The 15,340-nt window shown below is 61.6% G+C and carries 11 protein-coding genes and 3 pseudogenes; 3 read left to right on the top strand and 11 right to left on the bottom strand.

Annotated features, from left to right (window positions below; translation table 11 throughout):
• Window positions 1-122: 122 nt before the first annotated feature.
• The 3 genes and pseudogenes from ACEN8U_RS10055 to ACEN8U_RS10045 all read right to left on the bottom strand — a co-directional run bounded on the left by ACEN8U_RS10055 (window position 123) and on the right by ACEN8U_RS10045 (window position 3,490).
• Window positions 123-794, bottom strand: a complete 672-nt coding sequence (locus ACEN8U_RS10055; RefSeq protein WP_310108838.1) for a SagB/ThcOx family dehydrogenase — start codon at window positions 792-794, stop codon at window positions 123-125.
• Window positions 795-890: 96 nt separating this feature from the next.
• Window positions 891-1,982, bottom strand: a complete 1,092-nt coding sequence (locus ACEN8U_RS10050) for an LOG family protein (RefSeq protein WP_310108836.1) — start codon at window positions 1,980-1,982, stop codon at window positions 891-893.
• A gap of 506 nt (window positions 1,983-2,488) precedes the next feature.
• A pseudogene (locus ACEN8U_RS10045) lies at window positions 2,489-3,490 on the bottom strand (bestrophin family protein).
• 91 nt (window positions 3,491-3,581) lie between these two features.
• Here ACEN8U_RS10045 and ACEN8U_RS10040 point away from each other — a divergent pair.
• Window positions 3,582-3,656: pseudogene (locus ACEN8U_RS10040) on the top strand (carboxymuconolactone decarboxylase family protein); the annotation flags it as partial.
• A 168-nt stretch (window positions 3,657-3,824) separates the two neighbouring features.
• Here ACEN8U_RS10040 and ACEN8U_RS10035 read toward each other — a convergent pair.
• From ACEN8U_RS10035 to ACEN8U_RS10010, 6 genes and pseudogenes are all read right to left on the bottom strand, one after another.
• Entirely contained in the window at window positions 3,825-6,524 is a 2,700-nt protein-coding gene (locus tag ACEN8U_RS10035; RefSeq protein ID WP_310108833.1) for a CoA-binding protein, read from the bottom strand.
• Window positions 6,525-6,534: 10 nt separating this feature from the next.
• On the bottom strand, window positions 6,535-7,833 hold the full coding sequence (locus tag ACEN8U_RS10030) for an ATP citrate lyase citrate-binding domain-containing protein (RefSeq protein ID WP_310108830.1): 1,299 nt from the start codon (window positions 7,831-7,833) through the stop codon (window positions 6,535-6,537).
• A gap of 427 nt (window positions 7,834-8,260) precedes the next feature.
• Window positions 8,261-8,717, bottom strand: a pseudogene (locus tag ACEN8U_RS10025) (citrate-proton symporter); the annotation flags it as partial.
• A 120-nt stretch (window positions 8,718-8,837) separates the two neighbouring features.
• The gene (locus ACEN8U_RS10020) at window positions 8,838-9,407 is read right to left on the bottom strand and encodes a YdeI/OmpD-associated family protein (RefSeq protein WP_310109625.1); all 570 of its coding nucleotides are present in this window, start codon (window positions 9,405-9,407) and stop codon (window positions 8,838-8,840) included.
• Window positions 9,408-9,719: 312 nt separating this feature from the next.
• Window positions 9,720-10,544 carry an MFS transporter gene (locus ACEN8U_RS10015; RefSeq protein WP_310108829.1) on the bottom strand — a complete coding sequence of 275 codons (825 nt, stop codon included), beginning with the start codon at window positions 10,542-10,544 and terminating at the stop codon, window positions 9,720-9,722.
• Window positions 10,544-11,395: a class I SAM-dependent methyltransferase gene (locus ACEN8U_RS10010; RefSeq protein ID WP_310108827.1), complete on the bottom strand. Its 852-nt coding sequence runs from the start codon at window positions 11,393-11,395 to the stop codon at window positions 10,544-10,546. The genes ACEN8U_RS10015 and ACEN8U_RS10010 overlap by 1 nt, the downstream gene beginning before the upstream one ends.
• Window positions 11,396-11,526: 131 nt before the next feature.
• On the opposite strand from ACEN8U_RS10010, the gene ACEN8U_RS10005 reads away from it, so the two are divergent.
• Entirely contained in the window at window positions 11,527-12,465 is a 939-nt protein-coding gene (locus ACEN8U_RS10005) for a LysR family transcriptional regulator (protein WP_310108825.1), read from the top strand.
• Window positions 12,466-13,273: 808 nt separating this feature from the next.
• On the opposite strand, the gene ACEN8U_RS10000 is transcribed toward ACEN8U_RS10005, so the two are convergent.
• Complete coding sequence (locus tag ACEN8U_RS10000; protein ID WP_310108823.1) at window positions 13,274-13,468, bottom strand: hypothetical protein; 195 nt, start codon at window positions 13,466-13,468, stop codon at window positions 13,274-13,276.
• A gap of 196 nt (window positions 13,469-13,664) precedes the next feature.
• Window positions 13,665-14,153: an Arm DNA-binding domain-containing protein gene (locus ACEN8U_RS09995; RefSeq protein ID WP_368608407.1), complete on the bottom strand. Its 489-nt coding sequence runs from the start codon at window positions 14,151-14,153 to the stop codon at window positions 13,665-13,667.
• Between the two features lie 235 nt (window positions 14,154-14,388).
• On the opposite strand from ACEN8U_RS09995, the gene ACEN8U_RS09990 reads away from it, so the two are divergent.
• Window positions 14,389-15,144 carry a DeoR/GlpR family DNA-binding transcription regulator gene (locus tag ACEN8U_RS09990; protein ID WP_013591990.1) on the top strand — a complete coding sequence of 252 codons (756 nt, stop codon included), beginning with the start codon at window positions 14,389-14,391 and terminating at the stop codon, window positions 15,142-15,144.
• The last annotated feature ends 196 nt before the right edge of the window (window positions 15,145-15,340 follow it).

Genomic DNA, 15,340 nt, shown 5'->3' with positions numbered 1-15,340 from the left:
TCGACTGAATGGCCACGCCTGCTCCCGCGCTGTCGTCGTGCCTATTTGAACCAGTGGTTGCGGAGGTGGTCTCGACTTCCAGCCGGCTGTTGCGCTGTCGGCGACCTTGTAGCCCGCCGACGCTAATCGGCCAGTGAGTTCATTGTCGTTGCCAGCTCACCTACCGTCTGCGCGAGAATCGGCAATTCGTCCTCGTTCAGTCTGAGCGCATCGCTCAGCAGCCTGTGGTTGATCCAGCCCCGCACGACGCATCCGAGTCCGGCCGAAGCGCAGTACAACGACACATTTTGTGCCATTGCACCGGCTGCGACCGCGGAAAACGTGTCGCGCTGTGCCTTGGGCATGTCGAGCACGCGTGACGTGTTGACGACGTACACGAGGTCGAGCGGCGCGGCTCCGACAAAGTCCTGATATCCCGTCAGATTGCGCGCGTCGCTTGCGTGTTTGAGAACGAGCCGATGCTGGGATGCATCGTACCGATACACTCCGTTGGACAGCACCGCATAGACGTCGACTTCATTGAATGCATGCGCAGACGGGGCAGTACGGCCTCCTGTTGCGGGACGATTGACGCCGTCGGCGGCCCACAGCAATGCGCCGAGGGTCGCAGCCTTCAGCGGTGCGTCGGAGAACTCGCGCGTGCTGAGGCGTAGCGCCAGCGCTTTCATGAGCGGTAAGCCACTGGCCATATCCGGCCGGGGCAGTTCGATGACGGCAGGCGTCTCGCCTTGCGCCCTCGCGGGCGCGCGCTGCGGCGCGGGTTCGTAGGAGAGCAGCAATTGCACATCGGTCATGATCGACTCCATTCAACGAAACGGCCATACATGCACACGCGGATCGGCGCATCTGTTTTACGGTAGCAGCGCCGGGCCGGCGCTGCTTGACGCGCGTCAACCATGAAGATGCGGCGAGGATGCCGCGAGAGATTCGATCGCGCACTCCTTCGTAACGGGTACGCAAGTGACGCACGTTGCTTGCGTTTCACGCTGCCGGTGCCACCGCGCCACGGTGGCCCAGATCTCCGGGGCCGTTTCGCAGAAGCTGAAGAGCGCCATGTCTTCCGGGGCGATCATTCCTTCGCTGATCAGAAAATCGAAATCGATGGCCCGCCGCCAGAACGATTCGCCGACGAGAACAACGGGTAGCGGCCGGATCTTGCTGGTCTGCAGCAGCGTGAGCACCTCAAAGAGCTCGTCGCAGGTGCCAAAGCCGCCCGGAAAGAAGACAGCGGCTTGCGCACGCTCCAACAAGTGAAGTTTGCGGATGGCGAAGTAATGGAACCGGAAACAAAGTTCTGGTGTGAGATACGGATTGGGCTGCTGTTCGCGGGGCAACGCGATGTTCAGGCCAATACTGGGCGCCCCGACGCCATGCGCCCCGCGGTTTGCTGCTTCCATAATGCCGGGCCCACCCCCGGTGACAGTAGCGAGGGACGACAGCGCTGCGCTGCAGCGAGCGCGACCGACTATACGCCCCAGCTCGCGCGCGATGCTGTAATAGCGGCTTCTCGCGAGCACTTGCTTCGCTGACCGCAGGGCGCGTTGGTGCGCCGGATTCTCAGGTGCGCTTTCGCAGATGCGTTGTGCGTTGCGCATCAGTCGACGCGCCGCCGCAGGCGCAACAATCCGCGTGCTGCCGTACACGACGATCGTGTGCGCTATACCATGGCGTTGCAATGTCTGTTCGGTCTTCCAATAGTCCAGTTGCAGCCGAACGCCGCACATTTCCGGGCGCCGCAGAAAGTCGGGATCTTCGTCAGCCTGCAGATAGGTCGGACTCTCGATAAGGCGGCGCACGCGTTCGGCCCGTGCGCCGCACGCCCTGTCGGCATGCCATGTCGAGGCCGGCACCGGTTCGGGCAATAGGAGCGTTGCCTCGCGCGGTGACTGCGGTTCGTCCGGGGCATGACGGGCCGGCGCGTTTGCATTTGCATTTGCACTTGCATTCGCCGAAGTGCGACTGAGTTTGTCGATGAGTGTCATTGAAAGGCCTTCGGGTGGCGCGAGGATCGGATCGTCTGTCCATTTAAGCCATCGTGCAGGTTAACCGGCTTGATCTGCATCAACGCCGCCGTGGCGGGATGCAGAAGCCACCGTGACAGAAGGGCGCTTGGGCGACGAACTGCATGTGCTGCCGGCCGCTAATGCATCACGGCACACGCGGAAGTGGCTCGCGGGGGGGCGTCGCCTTCCGCAGAATGCAACCTGCTCAGCAGTCAAAAGTCCAATGAGAAAGTGAGGTTCGTCCGGAGGCAAGAATGAGCACACAATCGGCGCGGCGAACGATCGCAATCAGTTTGCTCGCCGCAATAGTTTTATCTCCACTAGCTGGGTGCGACGCCTTGAGCGGGCCGCCGGCGCCGGAATGGCCGGGCCCTCACGCGCCCTATCCTTTTCCCGACAGCGTTCCCCACCGAACGCAGTAGTTCCGCGCCCGCTTTGCGGCTTCGGCATCGAATTGCGCGGTCGGCGGGGGTTTTATGCGGCAGCTAGAGTGCAATGATTGCGTCCACGGTTGGGTTGGCGGTCTGCTCCCCCAGCATTTCCTTCAGATCGCGCTCGATAATGCTGCACAACGTTGAAATGGGAACGTCGTTTGCGCCGCCTTCAAACGGATTCTCCGTGCTTTCCCCAACCTGCTCGAGCGACGTGTACATCCACGACACCGCGACACTGCATGGCACTACTAGCCATATCATGTTGCCTTGCATGAAGCCCGTCATGCCATCGTTGAGCTTGTCAAATTCATGAAGCAGTCCGAATGGAAATAGCAGGCAGAAGAACTTCACAAATAACGAGCTGACCGTTGCGTATTGACGTGGATAGGGGAAATTCTTGAAACCTTCTGCTCTTGACTGCAGCGCTATGAAGTCGCCGAGCGCCTTTTGAAGCTCCATGTAGAAGTTGGAGTCCAGACACCCCGTAGTGTGAAGCATCCTGAGTGAAGTGCCTTACAGGTTCAATATATGTGTTGGGACTGAAGGGGACGAGATCGCTTGCGCTGCTTCCGAAGGGGGCAAGTAATCCGGCAGCAATTCATCAATTTCTCTTTCCCACTCCGGCACGCGGTAAAACCGCAGATATTCCGCGTTGAAACGCTTGCCGGCACCTTCCCAGATACGCGGTCGACGTAGCTCATTCCGCAGGGCGGTCAGCCACGCAAGATGCCGATACACCAGTTTTCGCGAGAGTTGTTTGTCTTCGACGAGATCGCGGGTGATTTGTCCCCATCGGCGACTTTTGCCCAGAATGTCAACCCATATGTCGAGGGCTTCTGTTGCCCTGTTGTACGTTTGGACATTTTTGAAGCCGACAATAAACGACGATGCAGCTCCAAGCAGAACAACGATAGTCAGGAGTACCGATAAACAGGTAAAAGCAAAGAGCTTGTACAGCACGACCGGTACACAACCCCAGATCAGAAGCCAGTAGATTTGCCGGCGAGTCCAAACCAGAAACTCCGTTACCTTATACGATTTTCCAAGATGCATATGTGTGTCTCAGGCAAACTCAGGTGAGTAACAAATGAGCGTGGACGTCTGGCGCGCGGTCCCAGCCGCTGGGACTAATGGCTGAGCGTGCGCAAACATCGCGTGCAGGACGGTGCCCGGATCGGCCGACAAGGCATTCGGCCTCGACAAGGCGAATCTCGCCTGAACCGGCCCGTTAGCCTTTCGTCTTCAACCTTCGTCCCGCACGTGCGGGGCGGGTCTTTTGGATGACACACCATGTTTCGACTGAAGAACACCGTCATGGCAATGTTCGTCGCTACGGGCGCGCTTATGGGCGCGGCCCGGGCGGTGGCGACGATCAGAGGCCAGCGGGTCAGGCAACGAAACGACACTGCGAAGCCGGTGTGCGCGTGTCCATGTTTCGGCCGCGGTTGAGGTGATCGTCGATTTCCGCGGCGCAGCCGAGCATGCGCGGATAGAGAAAGATCGTGAAAGCCGAGGTTTCGAGGTCCGCTTCGCTGAACTCCCCGCGTTTGAGCGGCTGCCACAGCATCTTCAGCAGCAACGTGGCGATCACGGCATCGACATTGACGCAGTAGACGGTACGCGACACGCCCGCGTCGAATAAGGCCTGCACCAGCGCGCGGTAGTACGCGTGAAACGCGTTGTATTCGCCGCGCGCCTCATAAAGCCCCGCGATGAAGACCTCGCGCGGATCGTGATTGACCGGCTTGTCCTTGAAGACCGGATGGTTCACGCCCGGCAACTTGGCAATGTCGAGGCTGCCCGCATGCTTCTGACGGGCCTTGTACTGTGCATAGCGTTCGACGGAGCGCCGCGCGAGCGCTTCGAGATCGACGCCGTGTTGCGCGTTGGCAGGATCGTCGAGGCCGCTGTCGCGAAACGCCTCGTTGAGAAACGCAATACCTTCATAGCCGTTGCCGCCGTGCGTATAGCCGGTGTGTGTGAGAAAGCCTGTCAGCGCCTTATTCAATTGCACGCGTTCGGGCGATTCGGGGCCGTCGGCGGACACCGCGCCCTTCGAGCCCTGCGCCGAGATCGCGCCGGGCCCGTTCGTGAGCAGCAAGCCGGTTAGCGTTCGGAACGCGAACAGGTCGTCATCGGATGGATTCACGCCGAGCAGCGCTGCGAATGCCACTTCCGTCAACGAGCGCTCGCCGAGCAGTGCCTCGTTGGAAAACGCGCAGAAGCTGTCGGGCTGGTGGCGCGACGCGTCCGCCGAGGCGCCGATCAGCGTGCCGAAGAGCTTCGTCCACCAGGGCAGGTTCTCCGCCGTCAGACGCGAGATGCGCTTGCGCATGAGCGGGCCCCAGGCAAGCGTTGTCGTAATCGCGGCGAGCACGGCGTCCGCGCGTGGATGTCCCGGGCCGTTCGCGAGCCATCGCACGAACGCTGAACTCACATTGCGTGCGGCCAGCCCCGCGAGCATGGCTTCGGCCGCCGGATCGGGATGGTCAGAGAAGAGCGCCGCGCTGCCCTCGGTGTCTATCGCGTCGACGTCGAAATCGCGATCGAACGCGTCCGCGAGTTTCGCTGCCGCGAAGCGGTCAATCATCAGCCTCGCTGCCTCGCGCGCCGCGCGCTGGCGGTTCGGTCCGACGATCGCCGCTGCGGCGGCGAGCACCGCGTTAGGTGCGTTACCCGCTTCTCGTGCGGCTTGCGCCGCTGCCAGTTCAGGTGTGCCGTACAGGTTTACTGCCGCGCCGACCGCGACATCGATCAGCTTTTCGTCGTTTGCGCCGCCGAACTCGTGTAACAGTGCGAGGCACACGTTCGCTTCGAACGAATGCGTCGCCGCTTCGAGCATCGATACGCCGTGCAGGCTGCTGACCTGCGTCTTTGCATCCATCTGCGAGGCACCCGAGGCGTCTTTCATCGGCTGCCGGGGCGGCATCGCCCCAATCTGGTCATTCACCCGCGCGACCTGTTCGTCATACGGGGCTACCGCTTTCACGACTGCAAGCGCGAGATCGGCGGGCAGATCGAGCCCCTGATCCGAGCCGAACCACGGCTTGAGCGCGAGGCTACCTTCAGGCTCGAAGTCAGGCATCGTTGCATTCGCGCGCATTACCGCCGTGAGGGCGGCAGGGATATGGGCGATGTTCGTCACCACCGCGCCCTTCGCCGAGCAGCATGGATCGTCGGGCGTGAAGAGCCGTTCAACGCCAAACTTCTCCTTGAACCAGCGTTCCTTCGCGAGCGCATCGTCGGCGCCACCCGCCATCGCGCCCGCATGTCCGACTGCGCGCGTGAGACGGCTTTTCCACCGGCCCACCACGCAGGCGACCACGGGCTTGTTGAAGTGCGCGTCGGCCTCGTAGTACCCGCCGGGCTCGCAGTACAGCACGGCGGCCTTGCTGCGCGCGTCGTTGGCAAGGGCAAACGCGAATTCTGGCGCGGCATAGTGGATGTAGACATCCTTCCCGCTGGAAATGACGGTCGATGTGCCCCAGCCACTCATGCGCAGGTACTGGGCGATCGTGGTGCTGAAGCCGCCGGAGTTGGAGAAGATCGCGATCGATCCTTGCCGCAGTGTGGCGCCCGGATCGTCACCGCCCAGCGCACCGCCGATCCGCACGCGCTGCCAGGAGTCCGCGACGCCCAGCCCGTTCGCGCCGAAGATGTCGATGCCCGCCTGCTGTCCCATCGCGCGGATCTCACGCGCGTCGTGCACGGCAATCTTCTCCGTAATGATGAAGATCTTGCGCAGATCCGGATTCACGCGGATCAGCTCGGCCACGCCGTCGCGCGCGGCCGAGGGCGGCAGATACACGACGCCGCAGTTGAACCGGTGACCGGCTTCCAGACCCTCTCGGACATTGTTGAAGACTGGAATGTCGCCTGCGGGCGTCGCGAGCACCTGTCCGCCTTTGCCGGGCGCCGTGCCGAACACCACATTCGCGCCCGAGAAGGCGTGACTCACCGGCGTCACATCGGATGACTCGCCGCCGAGGATATTGAGCACGCAGACGCGATCTTCGCGTGTGGCGATATCTGCCAGCGACTGGATCCCGACGAAGTATTTGAAGTGGCTGTTGCCTTGCTTGTTCATGTCGATCTCCTCAGGCCGATGCCATTTGCGATTGAGCGTCGCGCGCGCCAATGCGCGCCGCGACCTGCGAGCGTCCGCCTGCCTGCATCCATGCATCGGCCTTGCGTGCGTACTGGATGACTTCGCTGATGTCCGAATCGAAACCGAAGAGGCGGTAAGGCAGGCCGAGCGAATCGCAGGTGTCGCGCAGCGCGGACATGCCGCGCACAAGGTTCGGGCCGCCGCGTCCGAGCACGACGTAGAGCGGCGTCGGACCATGCGCGCTGAAGTGCTCGCGCAGCGCGTCGGCCATCGCGCGCAAGGTCTCGTAGATGTCGGTGTTGTTCGACTTGCCGCCGATGATGAAGAGTACGTTCGACTGCTTGAGCCAGTGCCGGAAGCAGATGCGTGCCACTTCCTTCATCTTCTCGTACGGCGGATTGCCGCCGAAGTCCGACGATATGATGGCCGCGTCGCCCAGCATTTCCGTGACGAGCGAGTTCGCGCCGCCGCCGAAGGTGGGCGCTAGGATGGTTCCCTTATCGTTGATCACGTACACATCGCTTTGTCCCTGGTGCGTGCGAAGCTGATTGATCTCCTGCTCGAAATCCGAGTAGTCAGCGGCGAAGAGATGGGGCGGGAGGCCGAGCCGCGAGAAACGCGGATCGTCGCGATCGAAACCGCACTTGAAGTCGCAGGCGACGGGCGTCAGACGCCCCTTTTTATCTTCGCGCATGCGGATCGGATTCAGTTCGAGCGTCGTCATGCCGAAGTCATGAAAGAGCTCCCAGAGCTTCGGTAATTGCTGCACGAGCGGCGAGATGATTTCGCGCGGCGCGCCGATCTCGCTCAGCGCATTCGCGACGACGAACGCCTTCAGTCCCGTCAGCGCATCGAACGGCACCATCGCGACGTACTTTGGATCGACCTCCTCGATGTCCATTCCACCCATATGCGACAGCGTCATGGTCGGAGCGCGAAAGCGCGTGGAATCGGTAATCGAAAAGTAGACTTCGTGCTTGGCGGGCACGCCTGCTTCGAACGTCACGCCGTTTGCCTTGGCCCTGATATGCCCCACGACGTGCTCGGCAAAGTAAAGCCGTTCCTTTTCGGCGAGCGCCGTCTTGAGATCCGTGGCGCGGCCCAGCAGACCCGCTTTGCCCTTTTTGCCGACACCGCCTTTGAACACCGGCTTGATGAATATCTGACCGTGTCGGTCGATGAGCGACTTGATCTCTTCCTCGCTGGCGCCCGGGCCCAGCACTTCGCTGGACGGAAAGCCGACAAATTGCAGCAGGCGTGCGCCGTGCAACATTCCGGTGATCTGCATGTGAAGTGTCTCCTGAATTTAAAAAGAAATGACGAATGAAGCAGGTGCCAGGTATTCGTTCAGCTTGCTGCGGCGGGCGTGAGTTGCTCCGCTGCCGTGGACGCGCTCGAAGCGGCGGCAGGATTCACATAGCGAGGTGGGTCAGGCGAGATGCGCGTCGGCGCGGTAGACGGCGGCCTTGATCGAGGCCTGCACCAGGATGCGGCGAAGCGCTGGTCCGCGCTTCGCGCCCGTCTCCGATGCGTTCTCAGTCGATGCGTGTTATGAACGTCTTGAGAATCGATATTTGCTCAAGAGGCCCGAAACGATAAGTGCAATTTTTCGAAGCATTGATGTCCAACCGTTAATAATGCCGGATCGAAGGGGCGCCACGCCGCGAACACATCGGCGCCGCGAGCGCTTGCGGCAGCGGACGCAGGAGTGACCTTCAGGTGAGCGATGCCGACCGCCTGGCTGTGCGGCCCCGGCGATACAGCGCGAGGGTCGCGCCAAGCCCGCATGCGGCGGCGAAACTCAGCCAGTAGCCAGGCGCGGCTTTGTCACCCGTAATCTGGATAAGATAGGTTGAAACGGCCGGCGTGAAGCCGCCAAAAACGGCGGTTGCGAGACTGAACGCGAGCGAGAATCCAGCCACGCGGACCTCGGCGGGCATGACTTCAGTGAGCGCTGCGACCATCGCGCCGTTGTACATGCCGAAGAAAAACGAGAGCCACAGCAGCACGACCAGCATGCGGCCGAAAACTCGGCGCCGATGGCAGCCAGGAGAGCGCCGGATACGAGGTGCAGATGGCGAGCACGGTGATGGCAATGAGAATCGGCTTGCGCCCGATGCGGTCCGGGAGCGCGCCTCCGATCGGTAACCAGACCAAGTTCGACAGGCCCACGAAGAAACTGCAGGCCAGCATTGCTCGGCGCGCGCCAGCGCCGCGGCGTGAAAGCGCTGGGGATCACCCGCGTTGAACGCAGCATCGTCCGGCAACTTTGGTTCCATGAAATTTGCTGGTCTAGGGATGGATGGTTTCGCCGCGACTCAACATGGCGATGAACTCCTCGATCTTGCGGATCCGTGTTGTCGGCTTTTTTGCATTCTGTATCCGAAACAGGATGGCGTAGCGGTTTCGCCCGTTCAGCGTCGCAAAGAAGGCGCTGGCCTTGGGATTGGCATCCAGTGCGGCCTGAAGGTCCTCCGGCACGACCGAATTGCTGGCCGACGCATACGCTGCCTCCCAGCGGCCATCCTTTTTCGCTTTCTCGATTTCCCGCATGCCCGGGGGAAGCATTCTGCCTGCTGCGATCAGCGCTTCGGCACGATCTTTGTTGAGCCTTGACCAGATGCTTTTTGCGGATCGTCGCGTGAAGCGTTGCAACCAGTATGCTTCACTTTCAGTCCGTTTTTGACCGTCGATCCAGCCATGACAGAGTGCGCTTTCCAGCGCCTGTTCGTAAGTCAACGTTGGCTGCACGGCGCCCTTCCTGGCCAGGCGCAGCCATATCCCGCGCGACGTACTTCCGTTTTCCGTCAACCACTTTTCCCATTCATTCTGATCAAGGAATGTCAGGCGAGGCTCAGTCATGAGCGGATCCGAATGGGTGCATCCAGGCAGCAAAGTTTTTTTGTTCACTGGATTCTCGCGGACTAGCGATTCGCGTGGACTTGAAGTATCAGACTCATCGACAACCTCTCGTGTATTCATCGGAGTCACCTGTCCGCAGGCGATCACCGAGTTATCGGTTGCCTCGATAACATAGAAGATCAGGCGTTGATACAGAGTCGTGCCGCCGGTAACGGGCAAGGACGACACGCCTGCATCTACCGGAGTAAGTCCTTCCGGAAGCCAGGCAAGCACGATACTCGTGATGCAGCTACCGTCATCCCCGGGTGGAGGTCACCCGGTGTGTCGCCGGATCAATTGGCGCAGCGACACCGCGTGCAACAGGATCGACGCTGGTACCACGAACGCGGGAGTCAGCACGTCCGGATAAGCGCTGGCACCGATGCTCGGCATGCTCGGAACCATCACCTGCAATGGTCCGGGTGAAGTGATTATCCCCAAAGTAATCGCGACGGCGAAGTCGGCGAGGCCGAACAGGTTCCAGACGATCGCTACCTTCCGCCCTTGAGCCGCACCGCTCGCCACGGCGATCGCCGCTGGCACGGCGAACACGCCGGTCAACACATCGCCGATTCCCGCCGGCAACGCGAACACGCCTGGCAGCAAGCCGTGCAGCCACGCAGCGAGCGCCCAACTGCCGAATACGCGGTAGAGCTGAAGAGCGACAAGCCAACTTGCCGGCATTGCATCCAGCATCGACCCGACACGCTTTGACAACAGCAGCAGCGGTGCGCCGATCATCACCGGCAGGAAGATCGCAAACGGCAAGATCGGCAATGGCGAAGCATCCGCACGGAAAGCGCCGTTGATCGCCGCGCTCCAGGCAACAGCGAACCAGAGCGTGTCTGGGACCATGATCGCCAGCCATGTCGTACGGCGTTGGCCGGGCGTCAAATCGATGCTTTCGAGGCCGAGCCACAAACCAACCGCGATCAACGCATGGGCCGTCAACTGGTGAGCCGTGGTCGGAACGCCGCTCGCCGGGATTGCCGGCTGCCAATAGATCAACGCGATCCACAGCGCCACGAACAGGATGACCCAAAGCAGACTGCGCCGTGCGTGACCACGGAGGACGATATCGACGGGGACGGTGGTCATCAGCGGTGCTCCAGGTGATTTGCAGCCTTCGGAGATGCGTTCTCGAACACCGCTGTCAATACGCCGAGCCGGCCTTCCATTAGATTTCGGCCCAGGTTCTTCGTGAGCTCGGCGAAGTCCGGCCCAATCACCACGCCGAGATGGGGCGAGGGCGGTGGCCCTGACGCACGCAACTGGGCGAACCAGGCCTTTGCGGTCTCGCTGTCGTCCTGCAATGACAGCGTGCGGAACCCGGCGTGTTCGATCGCCGCGCGCGTTGCCTCGACCGTGAGGAGAAAACTCGTCGTGGGCGTGCGCGCCCAGGGAACGGGATAGAGCGGTTCGCCGCCGTTTGCGACGACGTCGAACGTCGCGAACCTGCCGCCCGGCCTCAGCACGCGCTGGATCTCCCGGTAAAGCCGTGTGCGCTCGGCGATGTTCATCGCGACGTGCTGCATGAATACGGCGTCGAAATGGTCGTCGGCAAACGGAATATCGAGCGCGCTGGCAGCACGGAACGACACCTGTTCGCTCTGCCCGGTGCGCCGGGTAAGATAGCGTGCGGCATCCACGAACGGCTCGCTGATGTCGATACCCGTCACCCGGCAGCCATAGGTTGCAGCGAGAAAACGGGCCGGCCCGCCAACGCCTGACCCGACGTCCAGCACGGACATTGCAGAGGTGATGCCAGCCGATCCGGCAAGCTCGGCAGTCGCAGCAAGCCCACGGGTGTGAAACTGGTCGAGACCCGCGAGTTGCAACGGTGTGAGCGGCTGATCCTCCGGTCCGAACGCCGTGAGCGCACTCTTCAGCCGCTCGGTCAGTCCCGTCGCGCGATAGTGATCGCGCACGCCATCAAGTGCATCGTTCATTGCAAGATTCCTCCAGGGTTCTGGCAGATTGTCGAGAGCTTGTGAGCGGGCATTGCCACTACTTTCCGCTCACGGACATAGGTGTACCATCGTCTATCGCGAGCGACTATTCATCACAATGTTGACGGGTCATGAAGCAGATCTTCACAGTCAGGCAGGGCGCGCTCGATGGCGTCGAGGCGTTCCTGTGCGTTGCCCGGCATCGCAGTTTTCGCAGGGCGGCCGCGGAACTCGGCGTGACGCCGTCGGCGATCAGCCAGGCGGTGCGTGTGCTGGAAGAGCGCATCGGCGCGGCGCTATTCATACGGACCACGCGTAGCGTAGGCCTGACCGAAGCTGGCCAACAATTTCTTTCGCGCGCAAAGCCTGCCTTCGAGGAGCTCGTCGCCGCCAGCGACGCTGCACGCGATCTCGGCCAACGGCCCCGCGGACTGTTGCGTCTTTCAGTGCCGCGTGCGGTGGTGCCACTCCTGCTTGATCCCCTGATTGCATCGTTCCACGAGGCTTATCCCGAGGTCGAAGTGGAGATCGCCGCAAGCAACCAGCTTATCGATCTCGCGAGCGAAGGGTTCGACGCCGGTATCCGGCTGGGTCAGTTCGTCGAAGCGGACATGGTCGCGCTGCCGTTGACGTCACCGCTGCGTTTAGTCGTCGTTGGGAGTCCGGCTTACTTCAGGGGGCGCAGCCGACCGGAGCGCACGGACGATCTCCGGCAGCATGCCTGTTTGCGATGGCGCAAATCCAGCGGTGCGCTCGCGCCATGGTCCTTCAACAATGACGGCAACGCAGTCGAGATCGCCGTAAGCGGCCCTTTCATCGCCCACGATTTTCCCACCATGCTGGGTGCGGCAATGGAAGGTATAGGCCTTGCACAGTTACCCGAGCCGATGGTCGCCGAAGGGCTGCAAAGCGGAAAACTGATAGAAGTGCTAAAGCCGTTAGCGCCGGTGATACCGGGCGTGTTTCTGTACTATCCAAGCCGCCGGCAACTGATGCCGAAGCTGCGCGCGTTCATCGATCATGCGAAAAGCCGTGAGGCGGTTCACGGCAAAGTCCCGCATACCAAATGACGGTTGGAACCATCACGTGGCAGGGCAAACAGATAAGCCCGGGGCTCATCAACGTTCCATCATCTTCCTGCGCCACGGTGCGTGGCAAAAGTGAGGATTGAAACTGCGGGTTCCATGGGTGACACAGAGCATCTACTGCGCGGACCGGGGAAATTGCTCGAAGAAGCCCTCGCTGACGTAGGCGAAATATATGGTTGGAGAACTGGCGTTCGTTGTCATCCCTGGCTGATTAGATTGAGTCAGACCGGGATCGATACCGCTGGACGCCGCCCAGGCGGTAAGGTCATCTGCGAGATCGTCAGCTTCCTCGCGTGGCACACGCAATTTAATTGGCCGCATCATCCCTCGCACCACGGCATTTCTAGAATGTATCTGTCGCTCGCCGGAAATCAAAACATCCATAGAAACCGTCGCTCATGCCGGAGCGCCCGACTCGTGACTCGGGCGGGGTGCGCGCTGCCGACGACTGCCGAACCGCCTGAACGTCATCCGGGATGCGCACGATCGCGCTAGCCCAAGGTCGGGCCCTGTGCATAAATGAATCGATCGGTCGCGCGCGCCTGATGATCAGCAGCCGCTTATAAGGGAGACGTCGAGACTTGTGTGATAGACACCGGCGAGAAGGCGTCAGTCCCGACCGAGTCGTCGGTCGAACCGACGTTGAGCTGCGCGAAGGCCCCCGAGCGCACGGAATGCGCGATGCTCGTGGCAAGCCACCGACGAGCCACGCGATCTGCAGTTCAGACAGTACTACTCGCTGAACAGGTCGGTCCCGAAGTGCAGACGACTAGAAGCCGTTTTCCTCCTATCAAACCCGGAGTTCCAGTCGGCGCTGCACGAGCTTTTCCGCACGCCCAGCCAGCGGCACCCGATGGTCCGTCGCAGACGCACGGTTCGTGTTCCTGGTTTTTGCTTTTGGGATAGTCCACCATAAGCCATCCGGCTCTTTGGACAGTTCCTTGCCTTCCATCACCACGATTTCACCGCCGCGCAGCCAGTCCATAGGGACATAATCAGTAGGTCGCAGATCGTTGCCGGAAGCTTCGGTAACCACGGAATGAGCAGGGCGAGTTCCCCTTCACTAAGTACGCGTTTGAGGTTTTCTAACTTTCCACCGCGTTTTCGCCCAACACTCCTCAATTTGCCACGCATCACCTGGCGCCACCCATTTGGTGTGTCTTCTGGAATGCGGCCAGCGTCTAGAGCATAGTCCCATGCCGCGCCAAGCTCTGAGCGCAGAATTGCCGCGTTCCGAGGTGCGTGACGCTGACTATCGAGCAGGTCGAAGGCCTGTTTCCGGGTGATGGAAGCGGCTGGCATGCAGGCAATCGGAGCGACCTTGCTGATGATGCGCCGGCGCGACTGGGCCGCTCCGACAGAATCCCGATGCCGTTCGATGTGCCTGTGAGGAAATCTTCGCAGAGTTCCTTCACCGTGTATGATTCCGGCGTCAAAGCCACTACAGGGCGGTTTGATGCCCTTCGAGTGAGCGCAGGGTCTTCGCCAGAGTCACGGCGCGCTCGGATCTCTTGCCATTTTGCAATCGCAGATGCGTAGGACATTGCCGGCCATTCTCCTGGCTTCTGCTGACGCATCCGGCCATCGACGGGTGATTTGAATCGGTAAGTCCAGCTGCGCCGCGATGCGGTCGCTTCCAGACGAAGACCTAGGAAAGAATCGAAGCTCATGTGCGTGCCGGGCTTGAGCTGTTTGCAGTCTTGGCATCGAATCGCGTGTCGGCGTAGGTTTTTTTGGAATGAGAGAAAAGCCTGCGTCAGACTTCGAAGTTAGCAACTTGTAGACGAGTGTAGATGCGGCTCTTGGCGTCGGCCGTAAGCGCTGTCAGCGTTGGCAGACGGGCTTCCGATGCAGAAGTGCCCCGAGCGACGCGACTCTCGCGCAATGATGAAGGAAACGTCCCGAATGCTCGCAGAACAACGTCACCAATACATTCTGGCGCAGGTCGCCAAGACCGGCGCGCTCTCGGTCGCCGAACTGGTGCGCGAACTGAACGTGTCGCGCGAGACCATCCGCCGTGACCTGAACGCGCTGGCCGGACGCGGTCTGCTTGTCACGACGCACGGCGGCGCACTGTCGAGCGACCGTCGCGAACCCGACCTCGACACCCGCGAAGCGGCGAATGCCGGCGCGAAACGCGCGATCGGCGAACGCGCGGCCGAGTTCGTGCCGGACGGCGCGTCGCTGATCGTCGACTCCGGCAGCACCACGCAGGCCGTCGCGCGCGCCTTGCTGGATCGCCACCGCCTGTCCGTCTACACGAACGACTGGCGCATTGCGCTGCTGCTCGGCCGGCGCAACGACAACCGCGTCACGCTGCTGGGCGGCGAGCTGTCCGACATCGAGGACGCCACCTTCGGCCTCGACACGGTGCAGCAGCTCACGCAGTACCACGCGGACTTCGCGTTCATCGGCGCGGGCGGCATCTCGCCCGACGGCTACCTCACCGACTACAGCCGCATGGCCGCCGAGGTGCGCAGCCGCATGATCGCCGCCGCCGATACGGTCGTGATCGTGGCCGATCATTCCAAGTTCGGCCGCGTCACGCCGGTGCGCATCAACGGCATCGAGTCGGCGCGTTATCTCGTGACCGAACTCGCGCCCGAGCGCTCGCTCGCCAAGGCGATTACGGCGCACGGCCCCGAAATCGTCATCGCCTGAACCGGGCGCGTAAGCAGTGGAGCAGGCGGACCGGCGCCGCATTCACCGTGGCGCCGCGCCTGTCTGACGATCCGACGGTTCGACGATCCGACGATTTGACGGCTCCACGCGTGCGCAGACTCGCGCTCCATGCGCTCCCTTCGCGACTAGCCGCCAGGCGCCGACGGCAACGTCCGAATTCCCCTGCAAGTTCTTC

The sequence above is a fragment of the Paraburkholderia phenoliruptrix genome (assembly GCF_047325075.1).
Lineage (GTDB): Bacteria > Pseudomonadota > Gammaproteobacteria > Burkholderiales > Burkholderiaceae > Paraburkholderia > Paraburkholderia phenoliruptrix.
Note: the sequence above shows the minus strand (reverse complement) of the source record. Positions and strands in the feature narration are given on the sequence as shown.

Bases quoted from the DNA above. Each gene is read 5' to 3' on its own strand.
- ACEN8U_RS10030 (WP_310108830.1), bottom strand. From the start codon at position 7,833: ATGCAGATCACCGGAATGTTGCACGGCGCACGCCTGCTGCAATTTGTC.
- ACEN8U_RS10015 (WP_310108829.1), bottom strand. From the start codon at position 10,544: ATGACCACCGTCCCCGTCGATATCGTCCTCCGTGGTCACGCACGGCGC.
- ACEN8U_RS10010 (WP_310108827.1), bottom strand. From the start codon at position 11,395: ATGAACGATGCACTTGATGGCGTGCGCGATCACTATCGCGCGACGGGA.
- ACEN8U_RS10020 (WP_310109625.1), bottom strand. From the start codon at position 9,407: ATGACTGAGCCTCGCCTGACATTCCTTGATCAGAATGAATGGGAAAAG.
- ACEN8U_RS10000 (WP_310108823.1), bottom strand. From the start codon at position 13,468: ATGGACTGGCTGCGCGGCGGTGAAATCGTGGTGATGGAAGGCAAGGAA.
- ACEN8U_RS10005 (WP_310108825.1), top strand. From the start codon at position 11,527: ATGAAGCAGATCTTCACAGTCAGGCAGGGCGCGCTCGATGGCGTCGAG.
- ACEN8U_RS09990 (WP_013591990.1), top strand. From the start codon at position 14,389: ATGCTCGCAGAACAACGTCACCAATACATTCTGGCGCAGGTCGCCAAG.
- ACEN8U_RS10035 (WP_310108833.1), bottom strand. From the start codon at position 6,524: ATGAACAAGCAAGGCAACAGCCACTTCAAATACTTCGTCGGGATCCAG.
- ACEN8U_RS10055 (WP_310108838.1), bottom strand. From the start codon at position 794: ATGACCGATGTGCAATTGCTGCTCTCCTACGAACCCGCGCCGCAGCGC.
- ACEN8U_RS10050 (WP_310108836.1), bottom strand. From the start codon at position 1,982: ATGACACTCATCGACAAACTCAGTCGCACTTCGGCGAATGCAAGTGCA.
- ACEN8U_RS09995 (WP_368608407.1), bottom strand. From the start codon at position 14,153: ATGAGCTTCGATTCTTTCCTAGGTCTTCGTCTGGAAGCGACCGCATCG.